Source organism: Enterococcus sp. E5-162 (assembly GCF_035725965.1).
GTDB lineage: Bacteria > Bacillota > Bacilli > Lactobacillales > Enterococcaceae > Enterococcus_B > Enterococcus_B lactis.
In genome coordinates this window covers 233,796-253,779 of the sequence record NZ_JAPRFV010000004.1, presented here as the reverse complement: position 1 = coordinate 253,779, position 19,984 = coordinate 233,796, and the positions used below count along the sequence as shown (strand labels likewise).

The window sequence follows — 19,984 nt, the reverse complement described above, 5'->3', positions numbered from 1 at the left end:
ACAGACATGAAATGGAATGAAGTAAAAGTAGAAACCGAAAGTGAAGCAGTCGAAGCGGTCGCTAATATTTTGATGGAGGCAGGAGCGAGTGGTGTTGCGATTGAAGACTCTTTAGATGTTGAACATTTTCAATCGGATCAATATGGTGAAATTTTAGATAAAAATGATTTTACATCGTTGAAAGAAGGCGCGCTAGTCATGGCTTATTTTCCAGAAACGACTTTTTTACCGGAAATCTTGCCTTTTATCAAAGATCGTATCACGCAATTGCCTGAGTTTGGTCTAGCGATTGGAAAAAACAAAGTAACTGTTAGCGAAGTAGAGGAAAGCAATTGGGCAACAGCATGGAAGAAATATTATCATCCGGTGCGTATTACACGAATGCTGACGGTTGCGCCAAGCTGGGAAAACTATCAGACAGAAGATCCTCTAGAAAAAATCATCACATTAGATCCAGGCATGGCGTTTGGAACAGGCACCCATCCGACGACTTCTTTGTCATTGACAGCACTAGAAACAGTATTGCGTGGTGGCGAAACATTGCTAGATGTTGGAACTGGTTCGGGTGTACTAAGTATTGCAGCAAAATATCTTGGTGCGAAAGATGTCTATGCCTTTGATTTAGACGAAGTAGCTGTTCGTTCAGCGAAAGAAAATATGGATATGAATGAAGTAGCTAAAGATGTTCACGTATCAGCTAATGATCTTTTGAAAGGAATCGAGATTGAAAGTGATGTAATCGTTGCGAACATTTTAGCAGATATCATCTTATTGATGATCCCGGATGCATGGCGTTTACTAAAACAAACAGGGACATTGATCGTTTCAGGAATCATTGAAGAGAAGAAGCAAATGGTTCTAGATGCTATGATAGAACAAGGATTCATCGTGGATCAAATTTTCCAACAAAAAGACTGGTATGCAATTATTTTGAAAAAACCAGAGGTGGAATAGATGCAGCGATATTTTTTGAAAGAATCGTATGAACCAAAAGACCATTTTATTTTAAAAGGGGAAACCTATCATCACATTGTACGGGTTATGAGAATGGAACCGAAAGATGAAGTTTTTTTGGCATTCAATGATCAGATAGCCGTTGTTGCAGAAATCACAAAAATCACCGAAGATGCTGTTTATCTGAAAGAAATTAAAAAAGAAGAAAACCAAAAGGAACTGCCAAGTTCGATAACCATAGCTAGCGGCTATCCTAAAGGAGAAAAATTGGATTGGGTTATTCAGAAGTCCACTGAATTAGGCGCACAAGCTTTTATTGGGTTTCCGGCATCAGCCTCTGTGGTTAAATGGGATGCAAAGAAACGTATGAAGCGACAACAACGGCTTGAAAAGATTGCTCAAGAAGCAGCGGAACAATCCCATCGGCAAATCGTGCCCTCAGTAGAGTTACTGGAAACGAAACGTGACTTATTTGAACGGTTAGATGATTATGATGTAGTCTTGGTTGCTTATGAGGAATCAGCAAAACAAGGCGAAAAATCAAATGTAGCCAAAATTCTTAGTGAAACAAAACCGGGCAGTCGAATCTTAGCTGTCTTTGGACCAGAAGGCGGCTTGTCCCACGAGGAAATCGATTATTTCGTAGAACACAAAGGGATACTATGTGGATTAGGACCAAGAATCCTTCGTACAGAAACAGCGCCTCTTTATTTATTAAGTGCTGCTAGCTATCAATGGGAGTTAATGGATCCCTCTCATAGCTAACATTTTTCATCAATAAAAGAGTATCGACGGAAAGAATTGAAAAAATAGGGAACAATTTGTATAATAGAAACAATTATTTGTACAATGAATACGAAAAATTGTTTGAAAAAGCTTTTTAAAAGCGAACATTTCCGTAAAAAAATGTATAACTTCACGGATTTTGGGGCAATTATCAAACAGATATTTGTCCCGATTCCTGTTTTACCGAAAAAGAAAGGGGGATCGATTCCTGTGCCAAAAGAAGAAATTTTAACGGGTCCCGGTGTCATAAAGCTCGTTAGTCAATATATGGGGCCCGAACATGTAGCATTTGTTGAGAAAGCATGCGAATATGCGACTGCTGCACATGACGGACAGTTTAGAAAATCAGGAGAACCCTACATTATCCATCCTATCCAAGTCGCAGGTATATTAGCAGATTTAAAAATGGACCCCCACACAGTGGCTACTGGCTTCTTGCATGATGTTGTTGAAGATACAGAAGTCACCTTAGAAGATCTGAGAGAAGAATTTGGCGATGATGTCGCTATGTTAGTAGACGGAGTAACCAAATTAGGGAAAATAAAATACAAATCCCACGAAGAGCAGCTAGCAGAAAACCATCGAAAGATGCTGCTGGCAATGGCTCAAGATTTACGCGTTATCATGGTCAAATTAGCTGATAGACTACATAACATGCGTACGTTGAAACATCTGCGAGAAGATAAGCAAAGAAGGATTGCCCAAGAAACTTTAGAAATCTATGCACCTCTTGCACATCGTTTAGGTATCAGCCGAATCAAATGGGAATTAGAAGATACAGCACTTCGTTATCTTAATCCAAAACAGTATTACCGTATCGTTCATTTGATGCAGACGAAGCGAGAAGAACGTGAAAAATACGTGAATGGTACTGTTGAGGATATTCGAGTAGCAACAGAAGAGCTAGGGATTTTTGCAGAGATCTATGGACGGCCAAAACATATTTATTCGATCTATCGTAAAATGAAAGACCAGAAAAAGCAATTCAACGAAATCTATGACTTGCTAGCCATTCGAGTAATCGTAGATTCAATCAAGGATTGTTATGCTGTATTAGGTGCGATCCACACAAAATGGAAACCAATGCCTGGTAGATTCAAGGACTATATTGCCATGCCGAAAGCTAATATGTACCAATCTTTGCATACTACAGTGATTGGTCCGGCAGGAAATCCAGTAGAAATCCAAATCCGTACACAGGAAATGCATGAAATCGCTGAATTTGGGGTGGCTGCGCACTGGGCGTATAAAGAAGGAAAAAATGAAAAAGTAGAACCAGATGGTATGACGAAACAATTAAGTTGGTTCCATGAGATACTTGAACTCCAAGATGAAAGCTATGATGCCTCTGAATTTATGGAAGGTGTAAAAGGAGATATCTTTAGTGATAAAGTCTATGTCTTCACGCCAAAAGGAGACGTTACTGAGCTGCCAAAAGGATCTGGACCACTGGACTTTGCATACAGTATCCATACAGATATCGGTAATAAAACCACTGGTGCAAAAGTAAATGGCAAAATGGTGCAACTTGATTACAAATTAAAAAACGGGGATATCATAGAAATCATGACTTCTCCAAATTCATTTGGTCCAAGTCGTGACTGGTTGAAATTGGTGGCAACTAGCAAAGCAAGAAATAAGATCAAGCGTTTCTTCAAAGCACAAGATCGGGAAGAAAATGTGATCAAAGGTCACGAGTCTGTGGTCAAGTGTATTACAGATTTAGGGTTTACACCTAAAGATATTTTGACAAAAAACAAACTTCAAGAAGCACTTGATCGTTTTAACTATCAATCAGAAGATGATCTATATGCAGCTGTAGGATATGGGGAAGTCAGTCCTTTGACAATGGCCAATCGTCTGACAGAAAAAGAACGGAAAGAACAAAAAATCGAGCAGCAAAAGCAAGAAGCAGAAGAAATCATGAATCAGCCGAAAAAAGAACCTGAGAAAATGAAAGTACGTCATGAAGGTGGCGTTGTCATTCAAGGGGTAGAAAACTTACTGATTCGTATCAGCCGATGCTGTAATCCGATTCCTGGTGATGATATCGTTGGCTACATCACTAAAGGCAGAGGGATATCCATCCATCGTCGAGATTGTCCGAATGTTCAGCCTGATAAACCAAATGTAGCAGAACGTTTGATTGAAGTCGAATGGGAAGATACATCGAATACACGAAAAGAGTACGATGCAGACTTGGAAATCTACGGCTATAACCGTTCAGGCTTATTGAATGATGTACTTCAAACAGTCAATGCGCTGACGAAAAATCTCAACAGCGTCGAAGCTCGGACGAATAAAGATAAAATGGCGACAATCCATTTGACGGTTGGTATCCAGAATTTGTCCCACCTAAAAAGTATCGTGGATAAAATCAAAGCAGTACCTGATGTCTACAGTGTACGCCGGATGAATGGATAGGAGGGCCAGATATGAGAGCAGTCATTCAACGGGTGAGTCAAGCGGCAGTGTCAGTTGATCAGCAAGAGATTGGAAAAATTGGCTGTGGCCTACTCGTTTTATTAGGTATCCATGAAACAGATACGCCAAAAGATGTGGAATATCTAGTAAAAAAAATCGCACAAATGCGTATTTTTGAAGATGATCAAGGAAAAATGAATATTAGTGTAGAAGACGTAGGAGGTCAAATTTTAAGTGTCTCTCAATTCACACTATTTGCGGATACGAAAAAAGGAAATCGACCAAGTTTTGTGGAAGCCGCACGACCAGAAATAGCTATTCCTTTATACGAATCGTTCAATGAAGGAATCAGAAGTCGCGGCATCACAGTCGCTACCGGACAATTCGGAGCAGATATGTCGATTTCTCTCGTCAATGATGGACCTGTAACGATTATTATTGATTCTAAAAACAAATAAAGTCAGTTGGTTTTCATCAATAAGAAATATAAATCAAGTCGTTTAAGTTAGACTGAAAAACTCTAACTTAAGCGACTTTTTTCTCGTCTATAAAAAGCGCTTCTTTTGTCAGCAGTCAGAAAAAAAGTTAAGCTTAAATTATACAAGTTATTTTTGGGAGGTTGCTGAAGATGAAAGAAGTACCAGTAATAGATGTCAAAATCACGGATCTAAAAAGATTGTATCAAAAGGGATACAATATGTTGGAGGAGTTACGTCATGAAGCAGACGCTCCCGTTGTCAAAGCAAAGATTTTCAATAAAGAAGCTATTGTGATCTACGGATCGTCAGCGGCAAAAATATTTTATGACCCAAGAAATTTCAAACGAAAAGGTGCTATGCCAAAATTAGTGTTGAAGACACTTTTTGGTCAAGGTGGAGTACAGACTTTGGATGGAGCTGCCCATCATCATCGGAAAAATATTTTTATGGATCTGATGACCCCCGAAAGAATGGAAGATTATCATCGTATCTTAGATAAGAACCTGACGCAAGCACTTGAAACACAGCATGGTCAATTTGAATTATTTGATTTAAGCAAGATGGTTTTCTTTACATCGATTTGTGAGTGGGCAGGTATCAATTTATCTTTGCTTTCTAAGGATGAAGTCAAAAAATTAGCAGAATATCAAATCTCTATGATCAGCGGAACGTTTACTTCTCCGATTGATCACATAAAAGGTGTCGAAAATCGCAAAAAATCAGAAAAATGGGCGCAAGGCTTGATTGAAGAAGCTCGGCAAAATCCTGTGGCTGGAAAAGAAAATGTGGCATTATATGCTTTTGCCAATGCCACAGATCTAGACGGACAGCTTTTGCCTCTGGAAGTAGCAGCTGTTGAATTATTGAACATCATCCGTCCAACGGTTGCTCTAACTGTGTGGGCGGCGTTGATGGGACATGCGCTTTTCAGCAGACCTGATTTGTACCAACAATTGAAAAACGACTTTTCTACGTTGCAAGATCCGTTCATTCAAGAAATGAGACGCTATTATCCGTTCTTTCCGATGTTACCTACGATTTCTCTGAAAGAAGTAGAAGTCGATGGTTATCGTATACCAGAAGATAGCTGGGTCATTCTAGATTTATATGGAACAGATCATGATGAACGAACGGTTGAAGCACCAGACTCCTTTATGATCAAACGATATTTAGGAAAAGCAAAAGATATTTCATATAAAGAAGAATATGAGATGATTGCCCAAGGTGGAGGAAACTTTCGACAAATGCATCGCTGCGCAGGAGAATGGATCACTCTCCACAGCCTACGTGTGTTTTCTGATCAGCTAGTAAACAAGTTTGAATTCTCTGTACCTGAACAAGATTGGACGATCCCATTCAATCAGTTTCCGACTTATCCAAATAGCCGAGCGCTACTTTATAAGAATTAGATTAGTATAAACTTATCGAAAAAAGGAAGATCAGCACTGTTTGATCTTCCTTTTTTCATACTACTATAAGTGGATAAGGTCAATTGCTCAAAATCCGTGAAATGCTTCATCAATGGTTTGATAATCCTCACTGGATAAATGCAAATCTAAAGCTTGGACATTATCAGAGACTTGCTCTGGACGTTTAGCTCCGGGTATGACTACAGACACTCTTGGATTCTTCATATACCAGGCTAGAACAAGTTGCGCAGGGGTGGCTTGGTATCTTTTAGCAATGGGGCGAAGTATGTCGACAGCGGCTAAAATTTCTTTGAAACGTTCTCCTTGAAAATCCGGATTGCTTTTTCGAGGATCTCCTTCGCCGAATTGTTTTTCCTGACCACGTTCATATTTTCCTGTCAGTAAACCGGAAGCAAGAGGAAAATAGGGGACAAAGCTGATTTTGTTTTTTTCAAGATAAGGAAATAATTCTTTTTCAGCCTCCCGATGGATCAAACTGTATTTATCTTCTACTACATCGACATATCCATCTGCATTCGCTTCTTTCAATTGTTCTAACGTGAAGTTCGATACACCAACTGCTCGGATTTTTCCTGCTTCTTTCAATTCATGCAATGCAGCAACTGCTTCATTTTTTAGTGTGCTTTTATCCGGAAAGTGGATATAAAAAATGTCGATGTAATCAGTTTGCAGACGTTTCAGTGCGTCTTCCACCGATTGTTTGAGAAATTCGGGTGAATTGTCAAATGTTCGTCCTTTATTTGGCACATGAGCAGCTTTTGTAGCAATGACGATACGTGAACGATCATATTCTTTTTCCTTCAATACCTCACCGATCAGTTCTTCAGAACGGCCGTTTCCATAAGCATAGGCGGTATCGATCAAATTGATTCCGCTATTCAAAGCTGTACGAACCACTTGTTTTCCTGTCTCGTCTTCCAAACCGTCAAAAAGATTGTGTCCCCCAACGGCATTTGCTCCTAGTCCAAGCTGTTCTGCGTAGACTTGTGAATGTCCGATTCTTATTTCTGCCATAGCTGATTCCTCCTTTTTTTCTAGTCTAAAACAAAAGAACAAAAAGCTGAACTAAAACGTTTTTGTGAGGGAAAATAGTCAGATAACTCTTGACTTTGAGATTGGTTTTTAGTAGGTTATAAGTAATATCGAAATGTCAATGAAAGAGCGAGTAAGTTTTTGAAACTTTACAAGAGAGGATCATCGAGGCTGAAAATGATCCAAAGTTTCATTAGCCCAAAGACACTCTGGAGATGGACGAGTGAAAAGCCGTCCCGCGTACGAGCGTTATTCGTAAGAGGAAAGAGAAATCTTTCAAAATTAGGTGGTACCGTGTATGAATTTCATTCACCCTTGTTCAAGATGAACAAGGGTGATTTTTTTATTTACATAGCTAAGAAAGGGAGAGAAAACTATGAGTTTCCAAAGACCAAAAGGAACAAATGATATTTTGCCAGGCGAATCAGAAAAATGGCAGTTTGTCGAAGAAACAGCACGTTTATTGTTCAGAGATTATCAGTATAATGAAATACGTACACCGATTTTTGAACATTATGAAGTGATATCCCGCAGTGTAGGTGATACGACGGATATCGTTTCAAAAGAGATGTATGATTTTTATGACAAAGGGGAACGTCATGTGACGCTTCGACCAGAAGGTACAGCGCCAATCGTTCGTTCTTTTGTTGAGCATAAATTGTTCGGTCCAGAGTATGCAAAACCGTTCAAAACTTTTTATATGGGACCAATGTTTCGCTACGAACGTCCGCAAAAAGGACGGTTACGTCAATTCCATCAGATCGGAGTAGAAGCATTTGGATCAGAGAATCCTGCAACAGATGTGGAGAGCATGGTGATGGCACTCGATTTCTTCAAACAGTTGGGAATCACGCAAATCCGTCTAGTCATCAATTCATTGGGTGATAAAGACACACGTCAAGCCTATCGTCAAGCATTAATCGACTATCTTTTACCTTTTGAAGCAGAGTTGAGTGAAGACTCTAAACGCCGTCTTCACGAAAATCCATTGCGTGTGTTGGATAGTAAGGACAAACGAGATCAAAAATTTGTAGCAGATGCGCCATCTATCTTAGATTATTTAAGCGAACCTGCTCAAAAACATTTTGATACCGTTGTTTCCATGCTGGATGCATTGGCTGTTCCTTATGAAATCGACAGTAATATGGTTCGCGGATTAGATTACTATACGCATACGATTTTTGAAATCATGAGTGACGCACCGAAAATGGGGGCACAAGCAACGATTTGCGCAGGCGGACGTTATGACAATCTAGTGGAAGAACTGGGTGGTCCTTCAACACCTGGCTTTGGATTTGCAATGGGTATCGAGCGATTACTCTTGACTATGGAAGCAGAGGAAGTAGTTATCCCTGCATTTAATGAGTTGGATGCTTATGTGGTCGCACTCGGAGACGAAACAAATATCGAAGCATTGAAAGTGGTCCAAGCGATTCGAAACTTCGGTTTTTCAGCTGATCGCGACTTCATGAACCGTAAAGCAAAAGCACAATTTAAGACAGCAGATAAAGCGAATGCCAAGTTAGTATTGGTGATCGGTGAAGATGAGCTTGCTAGCCAAACAATCAATGTCAAAGCAATGGCAAGCCGAAAAGAAAAAAGTTTTCCATTAGAAGAAATATATGAGCATTTTGATGAAGTCTATGATGAAATGACTTTATTCGAGTAGGAGGAAAAAAGAAATGGCACAAAGAACGATTTATTGCGGATTAGTTTCCGAACAACAATTAGAACAAACAGTTACATTAAAAGGATGGGTACAAAAAAGACGAGACCTTGGGGGAGTAATCTTTATCGATCTACGGGATCGTGAAGGAATCGTTCAAGTCGTCTTCAATCCTGAAATCAACAAGGAAGCATGGGAAATCGCAGATAAATGTCGCAGTGAATACGTGATCGAAGTAACTGGGGTAGTCAGAAGACGCGGTGAAAATGCAGTAAATCCTAAAATGGCCACTGGTGAATTTGAAGTGATTGCAAGTGAAATCGTGATTTTGAATCAAGCAAAAACACCGCCATTTCAAATTGAAGATGATCAAGCAATCAGTGACGAAATACGTTTGAAATATCGTTATTTGGATCTGCGACGTCCCAAAATGACTAAAAACATCAAATTGAGAAATGCGACAACAAAAGCGATTCGTCATTATTTAGACGATAATGACTTTCTAGATATTGAAACACCTTACCTAGGAAAATCTACACCAGAAGGCGCAAGAGACTACTTAGTTCCTTCACGTGTCCATGCTGGACATTTCTATGCGTTGCCGCAATCTCCTCAACTATTCAAACAATTGCTGATGAATGCTGGGTTCGACCGTTATTATCAAATCGTTCGTTGTTTCCGTGACGAAGATTTACGTGGAGATCGTCAGCCTGAATTTACGCAAGTAGATATTGAAACAACGTTCCTAACAGCAGAAGAAATCCAAACTTACACAGAAGGATTGATTGCGAAGGTAATGAAAGAAGTTCGCGGCATCGAAGTCACATTGCCATTTCCCCGTATGACCTATGATGAAGCAATGGCTCGCTACGGCAGCGACAAACCGGATACACGTTTTGAAATGGAATTGATTGATCTAAGCGAAACAGTCAAAGAAGTAGAATTCAAAGTCTTCCAAATGGCTCTTGAAAACGGCGGAGTCGTGAAAGCATTGAATGCGAAGGGCGCTGCAGATCGCTACTCACGAAAAGATATGGATCAGTTAGGACAATATGTAGGGCAATTCGGAGCTAAGGGACTTGCATGGCTGAAAGTGGAAGAAGACGGTCTGAAAGGCCCGATTGCTAAATTCATGGGAGAAGCAACAGAAGCAATCATCAAAGCAACAGATGCAGAACCAGGTGACTTGCTGATGTTTGGCGCAGATAAAAGTGAAATCGTCGCTGCTGCATTAGGGGCTATCCGAACACGTTTAGGAAAAGAATTAGGACTGATCGATGAATCAAAATTCAATTTCTTATGGGTAACTGATTGGCCTCAATTTGAATTTTCAGAAGAAGAAGGTCGATATGTCTCTGCTCACCATCCATTCACGATGCCAAAAGCAGAAGATATCCCATTACTGGCTGAAGACCCTGCAAAAGTTTATGCAGAAGCTTATGATATCGTCTTGAACGGCTATGAATTAGGTGGAGGTTCTATCCGGATCCATACTCGGGAACTTCAAGAAAAAGTGTTGAAAACTTTAGGCTTCGCAAAAGAACAAATGGAAGAACAATTTGGGTTCTTGCTAACAGCTTTAGATTACGGATTCCCTCCACATGGCGGCATTGCATTAGGATTGGATCGTTTTGCAATGTTATTAGCAGGGGAAGACAATATTCGTGAAGTCATTGCCTTTCCTAAAAACGGAAAAGCAGCCGATGTGATGAGTGATGCACCAAGTATGGTTTCACCTTTACAATTGTTCGAATTGAATATTGATGTAACCAATATAGAAGAATAGCCGATAAAAAGGCAAAAAGGATTTGTCGAATCTGCTTCTTTTGGCAACCTTGATTTAATTGAAAAACACTTTATAATGAAGCCATAACATATAAAGCGGGGCTTTTCCATGAAAAAAACATTCGAAAATTGGGCTTACCATGATTACACGACCAAACTTTCGGTATCAATCGTTTATGCGTTGATTGCATCTGTCGCATTGAATTTCTTTTATCAACCAGGACATATTTATTCAAGTGGTATTACGGGCTTGGCTCAGATTTTGACGACTTTGTCAAAATCACTGATAGGGTTCGAGGTGCCGGTATCAACCACTTTGTATTTACTGAATATACCTTTGTTCGTCTTGGCGTGGTTCAAAATCGGGAAGAAGTTTACAATTTTCACTTTTATCACAGTCACTTTGACCTCCCTTTGTATCCATATTTTACCGGAAACAGTCTTATCTACCGATCCAATCATTTGTGCGTTGTTTGGTGGGGCTGTGATGGGACTAGGGATTGGGCTAGCGTTGAGAAATGGCCTATCATCGGGTGGTCTAGATATCGTGAGTATCACGATTCGTAAAAAAACAGGAAAGTCGATTGGTTCTATCTCGATCTACTTCAATGCATTGATCGTTTTTGTTGCTGGGATTCTATTTGGCTGGCAATATATGTTTTACAGTACGTTGTCTATTTTCGTCAGTGGAAAAGTAACTGATGTCGTTTATACTAAACAAAAGAAAATGCAGGTAATGATCGTAACGAAACATCCAGAAAAAGTAGTGAATGAAATCCAAAACTGTATGCGTAGAGGAATCACGATTATCAATGAAGCAGAAGGTGCTTATAAACATGATAAGCAGACAGTATTGATGACAATCGTTACACGTTACGAACTGCCTCTACTCAGAGAAGCGATGAAAGCTTCTGATCCGCAAGCTTTTGTAAGTATTGCAGAAAATGTCCAGATACTTGGGCGTTTCTACGAGGATGGCATTTAGATCGAGTTTGACAAAAATTCATGAAATACTACTGTAGACAGACATTCGTTTGTCTGCAGTTTTTTTCTACCAAAGGATGGATCAGCAAATAGAAACTACTTTTTTATTTGAAATTTTCTTAAAGTTGAAAAAAAGCATGTTTATTTTTTAAAATTTATGGGATGATAGAAAAAAATAGTAGAGAAAGGACACGATTCTACTTGCTATTTTCACTTAATACCCGTATATTACGAATGAAAAAAGTTTATGAAAAGTTGGAATATTGAATGGAAAAACAAAAAAGGTTAAAAAACAGCCGCTACATCACTGGGTTTGATGGGCTCCGTTCATTAGCTGTGGTTGGTGTTATCTTCTATCACCTTCTGCCAACTAGTATGAAAGGCGGCTATTTGGGCGTTCCGATTTTTTTCGTCGTATCTGGTTATCTGATCACGGATCTGCTAAGGCAGGAATGGGAACAAAATGGAAAAATCAATATTTGGCAATTTTATGTCAGAAGAATGAAGAGACTCTATCCGGCACTCGTTTTTATGCTTGTTACAGCTTCGGCTTATATCACCTTGTTCCAGCGAGGATTGTTGAATAATCTTAGAGGAGTTGTCGTCAGCAGCTTACTGTATGTCAACAATTGGTGGCAAATCAATAACGGTTTATCTTATTTCGACCGATTTGCTAATGAATCACCGTTTACACATATCTGGTCTTTAGCGGTAGAAGGTCAAAATTATTTGGTTTGGCCAATCTTGTTTGTATTGTTGATGGTATTTGTTCGTAAAAGAAAATGGATCTTTTATACCGTGTTAGGTACATCTTTCCTCTCTGCGATCTTGATGATGATTTTGTATACACCAGGGGGCGATCCAACCCGTGTTTATTATGGAACGGACACCCGGCTGTTTTCTATATGGTTGGGAAGTGCGCTCGCTTTTGTTTGGCCAAGTACTCGTTTGAAGAAAAACATCCCGAAACAAGCAAAAAGTATCCTGAATATCGCTGGAGGAATCTCACTGCTGGCACTGATTCTTTGCTTCTTCTTTTTAGATGATCATTACAATTTCATCTATTATGGAGGGATGCTCCTAGTGAGTCTCTTATGCGTAGTACTAGTTGCAGTGACAGCACATCCTGGAGCAAGCTTGAATCGTTGGCTGACAAATCCAGTATTTACTTGGATTGGCAAACGAAGCTACGGGATTTATCTGTATCAGTTTCCAGTTATGATTTTTTATGAAGCAAAAGTGACTGATATTGCTGATCATGTTCTGTTCCATACTTTAGTAGAAATCACATTGATTTTAATCATCAGTGAACTTTCTTATCGATATGTGGAACGTCCGCTAGCACGTTTTGACTATGGTCGTACATTCCAAGTGATGAAAGGATGGTTCAGTAAACCAATCATCAGTAAGAGCAAACCATGGGTTGTTCCAGGCACATTACTTGTAGCAATTGCATTCGTTGGTTTCGTTACGGCACCAAAAAATGCTGTAACGGCCGATCAAAAACAATTGCAGGCAAAGATCGCTGAAAGTAAAAAATTAGCAGAAGAAACCAGAAACAATTCAGAAAATACCACTAGTTCCGTTGACCAAGCGATTCTTGATAAGTACGAGTTGTCTAAGGCCCAAGGAAACAAGGCACAAAAATTAGAGCTAACGGCATTTGGTGATTCAGTTATGCTAGATGCTGCAACTGATCTACAAGAGCTTTATCCAAAAGTAGTGGTAGATGGCGATGTGGGGCGACAATTATATGCCAGTGTACCGTATATTGAAAAATTAAAGGAACAAGATTTATTGAAAGACACTGTTCTAATTGGACTAGGAACGAATGGCTCATTCTCTGAAGCTCAGTTTGATAGCGTGATGGATGCAATCGGTGATCGAAAAGTATACTGGGTCAATGTCCGAGTACCGACGAAACGTTGGCAAAATGACGTGAATGCGATGCTTGAACAGATGACAAAAAAATACGACAATATGACGCTGATTGATTGGTATAGCTACAGTAATGACCATAGTGACTGGTTTTATGATGATCAAGTCCATCCAAATCCTGAAGGGATGACACATTACATTCACCTAGTCAGCGAAGCCTTGCTAGGAGGAAGTTCAAGTACGAACAGCAGCGAGACAAACGTATCAGAATAATAGCTACAAAAAACTTCAGGTAAAAACAGTTGTTTTTGCCTGAAGTTTTTTTATATTTATCGTGTTTTTAACAGTCATCTATTTTCAGGAAGCAAAACAGTTGAGTGTGTCTTCAAATAATGTTCTTTTTGTTTTCGGGTGAGTTTTTTGAATGCAGCTTCTGCTTTTGTTGCTTCGCTTCTTGAAGAAAATACTTCTGCATGGATCATCTTAACAGGTCTTCTTTTTTGAAGACGTGTATATTTAGCGCCAGTACCATTGTTATGTTCCCCTAGTCTCCTAGAAAGGTCTGTTGTGTACCCACCATAAAATGTCTGATCTTTACAGAATAATACGTAAAAATAATGTTTATTTGCCATAGAGCATCTCACGAATCTCTGCTGTGTATTCCCCGTCTGCATCGTAAGTGATCAATGGCGGAGCGACTTTGAATCCATCTAATTTACCTTCTTTGATTCCTTCAACTAACAAAATATTTGCCTCTTTTCCAGCTTTTGGGTAAACAAATTGGATCCGTTTAGGTGCAATCCGATGATTTTGCATAATTTGGATGATCTCTAAGAATCGTTCAGGTCGATGGACCATAGCGAAACGCCCATTTGTTTTTAGTAACTTACTTGAATTGTCGATCACTTCTTCTAATGTTGTATGGATTTCATGACGGGCGATTGCTAGGTGTTTATTAGGGTTCGTTTTATTTGTTGGCAGCCCTTTGAAATAAGGTGGATTGCAGACGACTAAGTCACAAGAATTATGCCGAATGACGGATAAGCTGTCTTTCAGATCGATGGTGTGGACTGTCATCTGTTCATCTAGATGGTTCAGCGCGATGCTACGTCTTGCCATGTCTGCTAGGCGAGGCTGAAGTTCGATAGCATCAATAGCTGCTTGAGTTCGTTTGCTTAAAAACAGGCCAACTGCACCATTACCTGCGCAAAGGTCAACAATCTGTCCTTTTTTAGGCACACGAGAGAAGTGAGCAAGTAGCACAGCATCTAAAGAAAAAGAAAATACTTGGGAACTTTGGATAATTTTGATATCTTCTGCGTATAATTGGTCGATTCGTTCGTCTTCATGAAGCATGGATTCCCTCCAAAATGAAAAAAATAGTCGTTTGTATTATACTATTTTTATTAAAAAGAACCAAGGTGGCTTGTCAAACCTCTGTTTTTTATGCATACTATGACCATAAGAAGGGAAAGGAAGAGACTATGTTTTATCGATTTATGCGAGGGGTAGTTCGAGTACTATTAGCTTTAGTCAATGGGAATGCCCGTTATGAGAATAAAGAAGTATTACCGCAAGATGAGAATTACATACTAGTTGCCCCCCATCGTACTTGGTGGGACCCATTATATCTAGCGGTAGCTGCAGCACCGAAGGAATTCAGCTTTATGGCAAAAGAAGAACTGTTCAAAAATCCGGTTCTGCGATTTATATTAACTCGATCTAATGCTTTTCCAGTTAAAAGAGAGAATCCAGGACCAAGCGTCATTAAAACACCTGTAAAGATTTTAAAATCGACAAATTTAAGTTTAATCATGTTCCCCAGTGGGACAAGGCATGCTACAGAACTTAAAGGCGGGATGGCGTTGATTTCCAGAATGTCTAAAGCGAAAATCGTACCAGCCGTATACCAAGGTCCACTGACACTTGGGGATTTGTTCAAACGTAAGAGAGTAACAGTGCGTTTCGGTGAACCAATCGACCTATCAGATATCAAGAAAACGGATAAAGAAGGAATGGCGGAGATTGAACGACGAACACAAGCGGCTTTTGACAAATTGGACAAAGAAGTGAACCCAGATTTTAAATATGAAATCAAAAAAAAATAAAGTGATAAGTTTAGGAGTGGGCGGTCTTTTTGAATCTCCTGTTCTGTTCAGACTTTTCGATGAAAAACGAGGGAGAGACGTCAAGTCTGCCCTCTTTTTGCTTTCTAACGTGCAAAATAGAAGACAGGTGTCATGTAATGGATCAAAGTGTTATAATGATTAGAAGGACATTTTTTGAGGTGATTGGATGCGTTTTTTACATACAGCCGATTGGCATATCGGAAAAAAACTACAAGGTTATGACTTGATTGAAGACCAACGTCATGTATTATCTTCTATACTGGATATCGCGAAAGAAGAAAAAGTAGAGGCAATCGTGATTGCAGGAGACTTATATGATAGGAGTGTGCCCGCTGTCGATGCCGTAGCATTATACAATGAATTGATGGTTGATTGGAATTTAAAGGAAGGGATCCCAATTTTTGCTATATCAGGAAATCACGATAGCAGTACGCGACTTTCAGCTGGTACGCCATGGTTCAGTTATTCGAACTATTTTTTGCGAACGCAGCTAGCAGAAGCTTTCGAACCAGTCGAGTTTAACAACATACAATTTTTCTTTCTTCCTTACTTTGAACCAATTGCAGCTAGATTATATTTTGAAGATGACAGTATCCGCACGATCCAGCAAGCGGTAGCAAAAGTGATAGATAAAATGGAGGAGCTGTTCGATTCAGGGAAAAAACACGTATTGATTAGCCATTTTTTTGTAATGGGAAGTGTAAAATCTGATTCGGAAACGAAAATCGAAGTAGGGGGTCTGGATTCGATCCCAGGAGAACTACTTACACCGTTTGATTATGTAGCACTAGGACATTTGCATAATCAAGCAGCTTTAAGACAGGATAATGCTCGCTACAGTGGCTCGCCGTTGAAATTTTCTCTATCTGAGATCAACCAGAAAAAAGGCGTATGGATCGTTGACCTGGCAACAGACCTAGAGTTGAATTTTAGGGAGATCGAACCACTGCATGATATTGAAGAAATAACAGCAAGTTTTAAAGAATTGTTGGATCCTGCCTTCTATCAGTCCGTCAATCGGGAGAATTATATCCAGATCTATCTCACGGACAGAACGATCATCCCGAATATGATGAACCAGCTTCGGCAAATATATCCTCGTATTTTGGGGATTGAACGGGCAAACGGCCGAGCAGAACAAACAAAGCACAAACGAAAAGTACTAGAAATGAAAGATCCTCAAAAATTAGCAGAAGCATTTTTTAGTGAAATGACGGAAGAACAGCTAACGGCAAACCAAGAAAAATGGCTCGGAGAAACGTTGCAAGAAATCATGGAAATGGAATGATCAAGAATGAAACCGAAAAAATTAAAACTTAAAAATTTTGGTCCTTTTATCAATGAGACCGTTGATTTTTCACGATTGACAGAAGCACCGCTTTTTTTGATCAGCGGGAAGACAGGAGCAGGAAAAACGACGATTTTTGATGGGATCACTTTCGCACTTTTTGGTGAAACTTCCGGAAGACTTCGTTCTGGAAAAGAGATGCGTTCCTTGTTTGCTACACCAGAAGAAGAAACAAGCGTGACTTTTTCTTTTGAACATCAGCAGATGAGCTATGAAATCGAACGAAAACCAGAGCAAGTTTTAGCGAAACGAAAAGGAAACGGAACAAAAAAACAGGCAGCTAAAGTAACGTTGACCATTTTTGATGGGAAAGGAAAAGAAATAAAACAAATCACAAAACGTACAGAAGCAGACCAGTTGATCAGAGAACTGATGAATCTCGATGCGAAACAGTTTTCCCAAATCGTTTTACTGCCCCAAGGAGAATTCCGTAATTTTTTGGTTTCATCAAGCAGTGAAAAAGAGACTGTTTTACGTCATTTGTTCGGTACTCAGCTTTTCCAACAGTTCAATGAGCGATTAAAGGAAAAAGCAAAGCAACAGCAACAAAAACTAGATCATTTAGAGCAAAATCTTCATCTTCTGCAAAAAAGATTTGTTTTAGTCAAAGAAGAGGAAGCAGTAGCAGGGTTTGAAGCCGTTCTTTCCCAATGGACAAACCATCAGGCCATACTAGAAAAACAAATCACTAAAGAAAAAGAAGTTTTAGCAGACTATCAGGAGAAACAGAAACAATTAGAAAATTCCTACTATCGTTTTGAAACCTTGAAAAAAAGCTATGAAGAAAAAGCGACATTACTAAATAAGCAAAAGAAATTAGCCGCTCAAAAAGACGAAATAGAGGAAAAGAAACGATGGATTGGGTATTATGAATTTACACAACGCTTAATTGAACCAATCCAGCACCTGAAAGAAATAAAAGCTGAAAAAATAGAACTGTCACAAAAAAGCAATGAACAAACAAAGAAACTAGCGATGACTACGCAACATTATGAAGAGTGGCAAAAAAATGAAACAGACCGCATACATCGGCAAACAAAAATCAAAGAAGCTGCTCAACAATTGCAAAACAAACAGATGATGGTACCGATTGTCGAAGCCTTGCGTAGTAAAAAACAAGAAGCAGAACAATTAAAACATTCATTAGATAAAGAAGAAACGAACGCCGAAAAGCTACATCAAAAACAGGCTATTTATCAGGAAAGAACTCGATTTCTTCAAGAAATCTTATTAGATCAGGAAAAACTGCAGGAAGATCGTCTTGCTTTTGGACAGTTAAAATATCTAGATGAAAAACAGCAGGAAATAAAACAACAAAAAACAAAAAGCATCGAATCACTCGAACAGATAAGAGAAGAGCTCAAAAAAGCAGCCGAAGAAACAACAAAAAATAATCAGCGATTGAAACAACAGATAGAACAAGCAGAACAGCTGAAAAGCCAATGGGCAAAGCAGCAAATTGCTCGTCTTCAGCTTTTCTTGCGTCCGGGGGAACCATGTCTGGTTTGTGGGTCGACAGAACATCCCGTACAACAATCAAAACATGAACAGCCAAATAAAGAAGATATCTTGAAAGTAGAGCAACAACTGGCAGAAGCTGAGTCAGCTGTAGAAAGAACCCAGCAAATCATTGCCAAAAATGAAGCACATGAAAATAATCTTCAACAGCAATTATCTGATTTAGAACAAAAAATCATGGAAACGAATATACAACTAGCTGGACAAGAAAAACACTTACAACAGGCTTTACAACAGGCATTTCCTGCGATAACAGAACAAACAACAACTGCTCTTACAGTAGTCGAACAATCTTTAGATAAACGAAAAAGCAAGATAGCCAATGCAAGAGCAGAACTAGAAGAAATAAGCCAACAAGTAGAAAAGATTGAGCAGCAATTAGCTGTCTACAAGCAGCAACAGACAGCAAAAAATAATCAGCTTCAACAACTGCAAGGCGAAATCAAAAGTTTAGAAAAACAATTACAAGATACGGATAGCAACTGTTTAGAAGAAGAGATACGACAACTTGAAAAACGGTTAGAAGAAGACTCGAACCAACTCGCTGCTGAACAGAAAGCAGGAATGCAATTGTTGCAAGATCTGCATATGTTTCGGACACAACTTGATCTTCAACAGGAACAAATAGAAAAAACAGATGAAAAAATAGAAAAAGAACAGCAAAGAATAGCTGAAAAGCTGGAAACCCAAGCGTATTTTTCAACAACTGAGGAAGTCTGTGCATTCGCACAACAGCAAGCACAATACGAAGAGAACCAGCGCATAATCACTACTTATCATGAAGCACAATTAGTGACAGCTGACCGACTACGTCAATTAGAAAATATCCAGCTGACGGAGATAGTTCCAGATACAGAAGAGATTAGCCAGCAATTGGAAGAGATAAGAGAGATGATCGAAACAAAGCAAGAAAAGATATACAGTTTACAAGAACAAAAAATCAATAACCAGAAAATCTACGATGAATGTCTTTCGATTTATCACGCAAGCCAGACGCAATTAGATGAACTTACGCAATTACAGCAACTTTCGCAAACATTCAACGGAGAAAATCCTAAGAAAACTAGTTTAGAACGGTATGTGCTTCAAGTTTATCTACAAGAAGTGTTACAAGTAGCAAATGATCATCTCCAACGTTTAACGAAAAATCGTTATCAGTTTGAACTAGCGGATACGATCGGCAGTTATCGAGGGAAAACCGGATTAGAAATCAATATCTATGATGATCAGGCAGGCATGTCTCGAAGCGCGCATACGCTGTCTGGCGGTGAAAGTTTTATTGCAGCACTTTCTTTAGCATTAGCCCTTGCGGATGTGATCCAGACACAAGCTGGTGGGGTAGCAATCGATGCATTGTTTATTGATGAAGGTTTTGGATCATTAGATGAAGAAGCTTTGGAAATGGCGATGGAAGCTTTAGAAACGATTGAAAGTGAAGGAAGAATGATTGGAATCATTAGCCATGTAAGAGAATTGAAAGAACGAGTATTACAGCAAATAAGAATTGATACAGAAGGTAGCGGACAAAGCAAAATACGCTATCAACTTGGATAAAAAGGGAGATTGGTAAC

The 19,984-nt window shown here is 39.2% G+C and carries 15 protein-coding genes; 12 read left to right on the top strand and 3 right to left on the bottom strand.

Annotation, left to right across the window (positions count from 1 at the left end; translation table 11 throughout):
- Positions 1-6: 6 nt before the first annotated feature.
- The 5 genes from prmA (at position 7) to OZZ83_RS06160 (ending at position 6,052) form a co-directional block, all read left to right on the top strand.
- On the top strand, positions 7-954 hold the full coding sequence (gene prmA / locus OZZ83_RS06180; RefSeq protein ID WP_002309952.1) for a 50S ribosomal protein L11 methyltransferase: 948 nt from the start codon (positions 7-9) through the stop codon (positions 952-954).
- Positions 955-1,719 (top strand): 16S rRNA (uracil(1498)-N(3))-methyltransferase, encoded by a 765-nt coding sequence (locus OZZ83_RS06175; RefSeq protein ID WP_002309953.1) that lies wholly within the window; start codon positions 955-957, stop codon positions 1,717-1,719.
- Between the two features lie 231 nt (positions 1,720-1,950).
- Positions 1,951-4,164: a RelA/SpoT family protein gene (locus tag OZZ83_RS06170; protein WP_002314153.1), complete on the top strand. Its 2,214-nt coding sequence runs from the start codon at positions 1,951-1,953 to the stop codon at positions 4,162-4,164.
- A gap of 11 nt (positions 4,165-4,175) precedes the next feature.
- On the top strand, positions 4,176-4,622 hold the full coding sequence (gene dtd, locus OZZ83_RS06165; protein WP_002291377.1) for a D-aminoacyl-tRNA deacylase: 447 nt from the start codon (positions 4,176-4,178) through the stop codon (positions 4,620-4,622).
- A 170-nt stretch (positions 4,623-4,792) separates the two neighbouring features.
- Positions 4,793-6,052, top strand: a complete 1,260-nt coding sequence (locus OZZ83_RS06160; protein ID WP_104835866.1) for a cytochrome P450 — start codon at positions 4,793-4,795, stop codon at positions 6,050-6,052.
- Between the two features lie 87 nt (positions 6,053-6,139).
- Here OZZ83_RS06160 and OZZ83_RS06155 read toward each other — a convergent pair whose 3' ends face one another.
- Positions 6,140-7,087 carry an aldo/keto reductase gene (locus OZZ83_RS06155; RefSeq protein WP_278023448.1) on the bottom strand — a complete coding sequence of 316 codons (948 nt, stop codon included), beginning with the start codon at positions 7,085-7,087 and terminating at the stop codon, positions 6,140-6,142.
- A gap of 394 nt (positions 7,088-7,481) precedes the next feature.
- Between OZZ83_RS06155 and hisS the strand changes: the two genes are divergently transcribed.
- From hisS to OZZ83_RS06135, 4 genes are all read left to right on the top strand, one after another.
- Positions 7,482-8,774, top strand: a complete 1,293-nt coding sequence (gene hisS / locus OZZ83_RS06150; RefSeq protein ID WP_002314150.1) for a histidine--tRNA ligase — start codon at positions 7,482-7,484, stop codon at positions 8,772-8,774.
- A gap of 13 nt (positions 8,775-8,787) precedes the next feature.
- Complete coding sequence (gene aspS / locus OZZ83_RS06145; RefSeq protein ID WP_278023447.1) at positions 8,788-10,557, top strand: aspartate--tRNA ligase; 1,770 nt, start codon at positions 8,788-8,790, stop codon at positions 10,555-10,557.
- Positions 10,558-10,665: 108 nt separating this feature from the next.
- On the top strand, positions 10,666-11,541 hold the full coding sequence (locus tag OZZ83_RS06140) for a YitT family protein (RefSeq protein ID WP_002291388.1): 876 nt from the start codon (positions 10,666-10,668) through the stop codon (positions 11,539-11,541).
- Between the two features lie 266 nt (positions 11,542-11,807).
- A complete protein-coding gene (locus tag OZZ83_RS06135; RefSeq protein WP_002314148.1) occupies positions 11,808-13,691 on the top strand; it encodes an acyltransferase family protein in 1,884 nt (627 codons plus the stop codon).
- A 74-nt stretch (positions 13,692-13,765) separates the two neighbouring features.
- Here the strand turns inward: OZZ83_RS06135 and OZZ83_RS06130 are convergent, their stop codons facing one another.
- Positions 13,766-14,050: a GIY-YIG nuclease family protein gene (locus tag OZZ83_RS06130; protein ID WP_002309959.1), complete on the bottom strand. Its 285-nt coding sequence runs from the start codon at positions 14,048-14,050 to the stop codon at positions 13,766-13,768.
- Positions 14,040-14,774, bottom strand: a complete 735-nt coding sequence (locus OZZ83_RS06125; protein WP_002309960.1) for a tRNA1(Val) (adenine(37)-N6)-methyltransferase — start codon at positions 14,772-14,774, stop codon at positions 14,040-14,042. Before OZZ83_RS06125 ends, OZZ83_RS06130 begins: the two co-directional genes overlap by 11 nt.
- A 128-nt stretch (positions 14,775-14,902) precedes the next feature.
- Between OZZ83_RS06125 and OZZ83_RS06120 the strand changes: the two genes are divergently transcribed.
- The 3 genes from OZZ83_RS06120 (at position 14,903) to OZZ83_RS06110 (ending at position 19,967) form a co-directional block, all read left to right on the top strand.
- A complete protein-coding gene (locus OZZ83_RS06120; protein WP_002309961.1) occupies positions 14,903-15,526 on the top strand; it encodes a lysophospholipid acyltransferase family protein in 624 nt (207 codons plus the stop codon).
- 187 nt (positions 15,527-15,713) lie between these two features.
- Positions 15,714-16,835 carry an exonuclease SbcCD subunit D gene (locus OZZ83_RS06115; protein WP_002309963.1) on the top strand — a complete coding sequence of 374 codons (1,122 nt, stop codon included), beginning with the start codon at positions 15,714-15,716 and terminating at the stop codon, positions 16,833-16,835.
- 6 nt (positions 16,836-16,841) lie between these two features.
- A complete protein-coding gene (locus OZZ83_RS06110) occupies positions 16,842-19,967 on the top strand; it encodes an SbcC/MukB-like Walker B domain-containing protein (RefSeq protein WP_065772703.1) in 3,126 nt (1,041 codons plus the stop codon).
- Positions 19,968-19,984 lie beyond the last annotated feature (17 nt).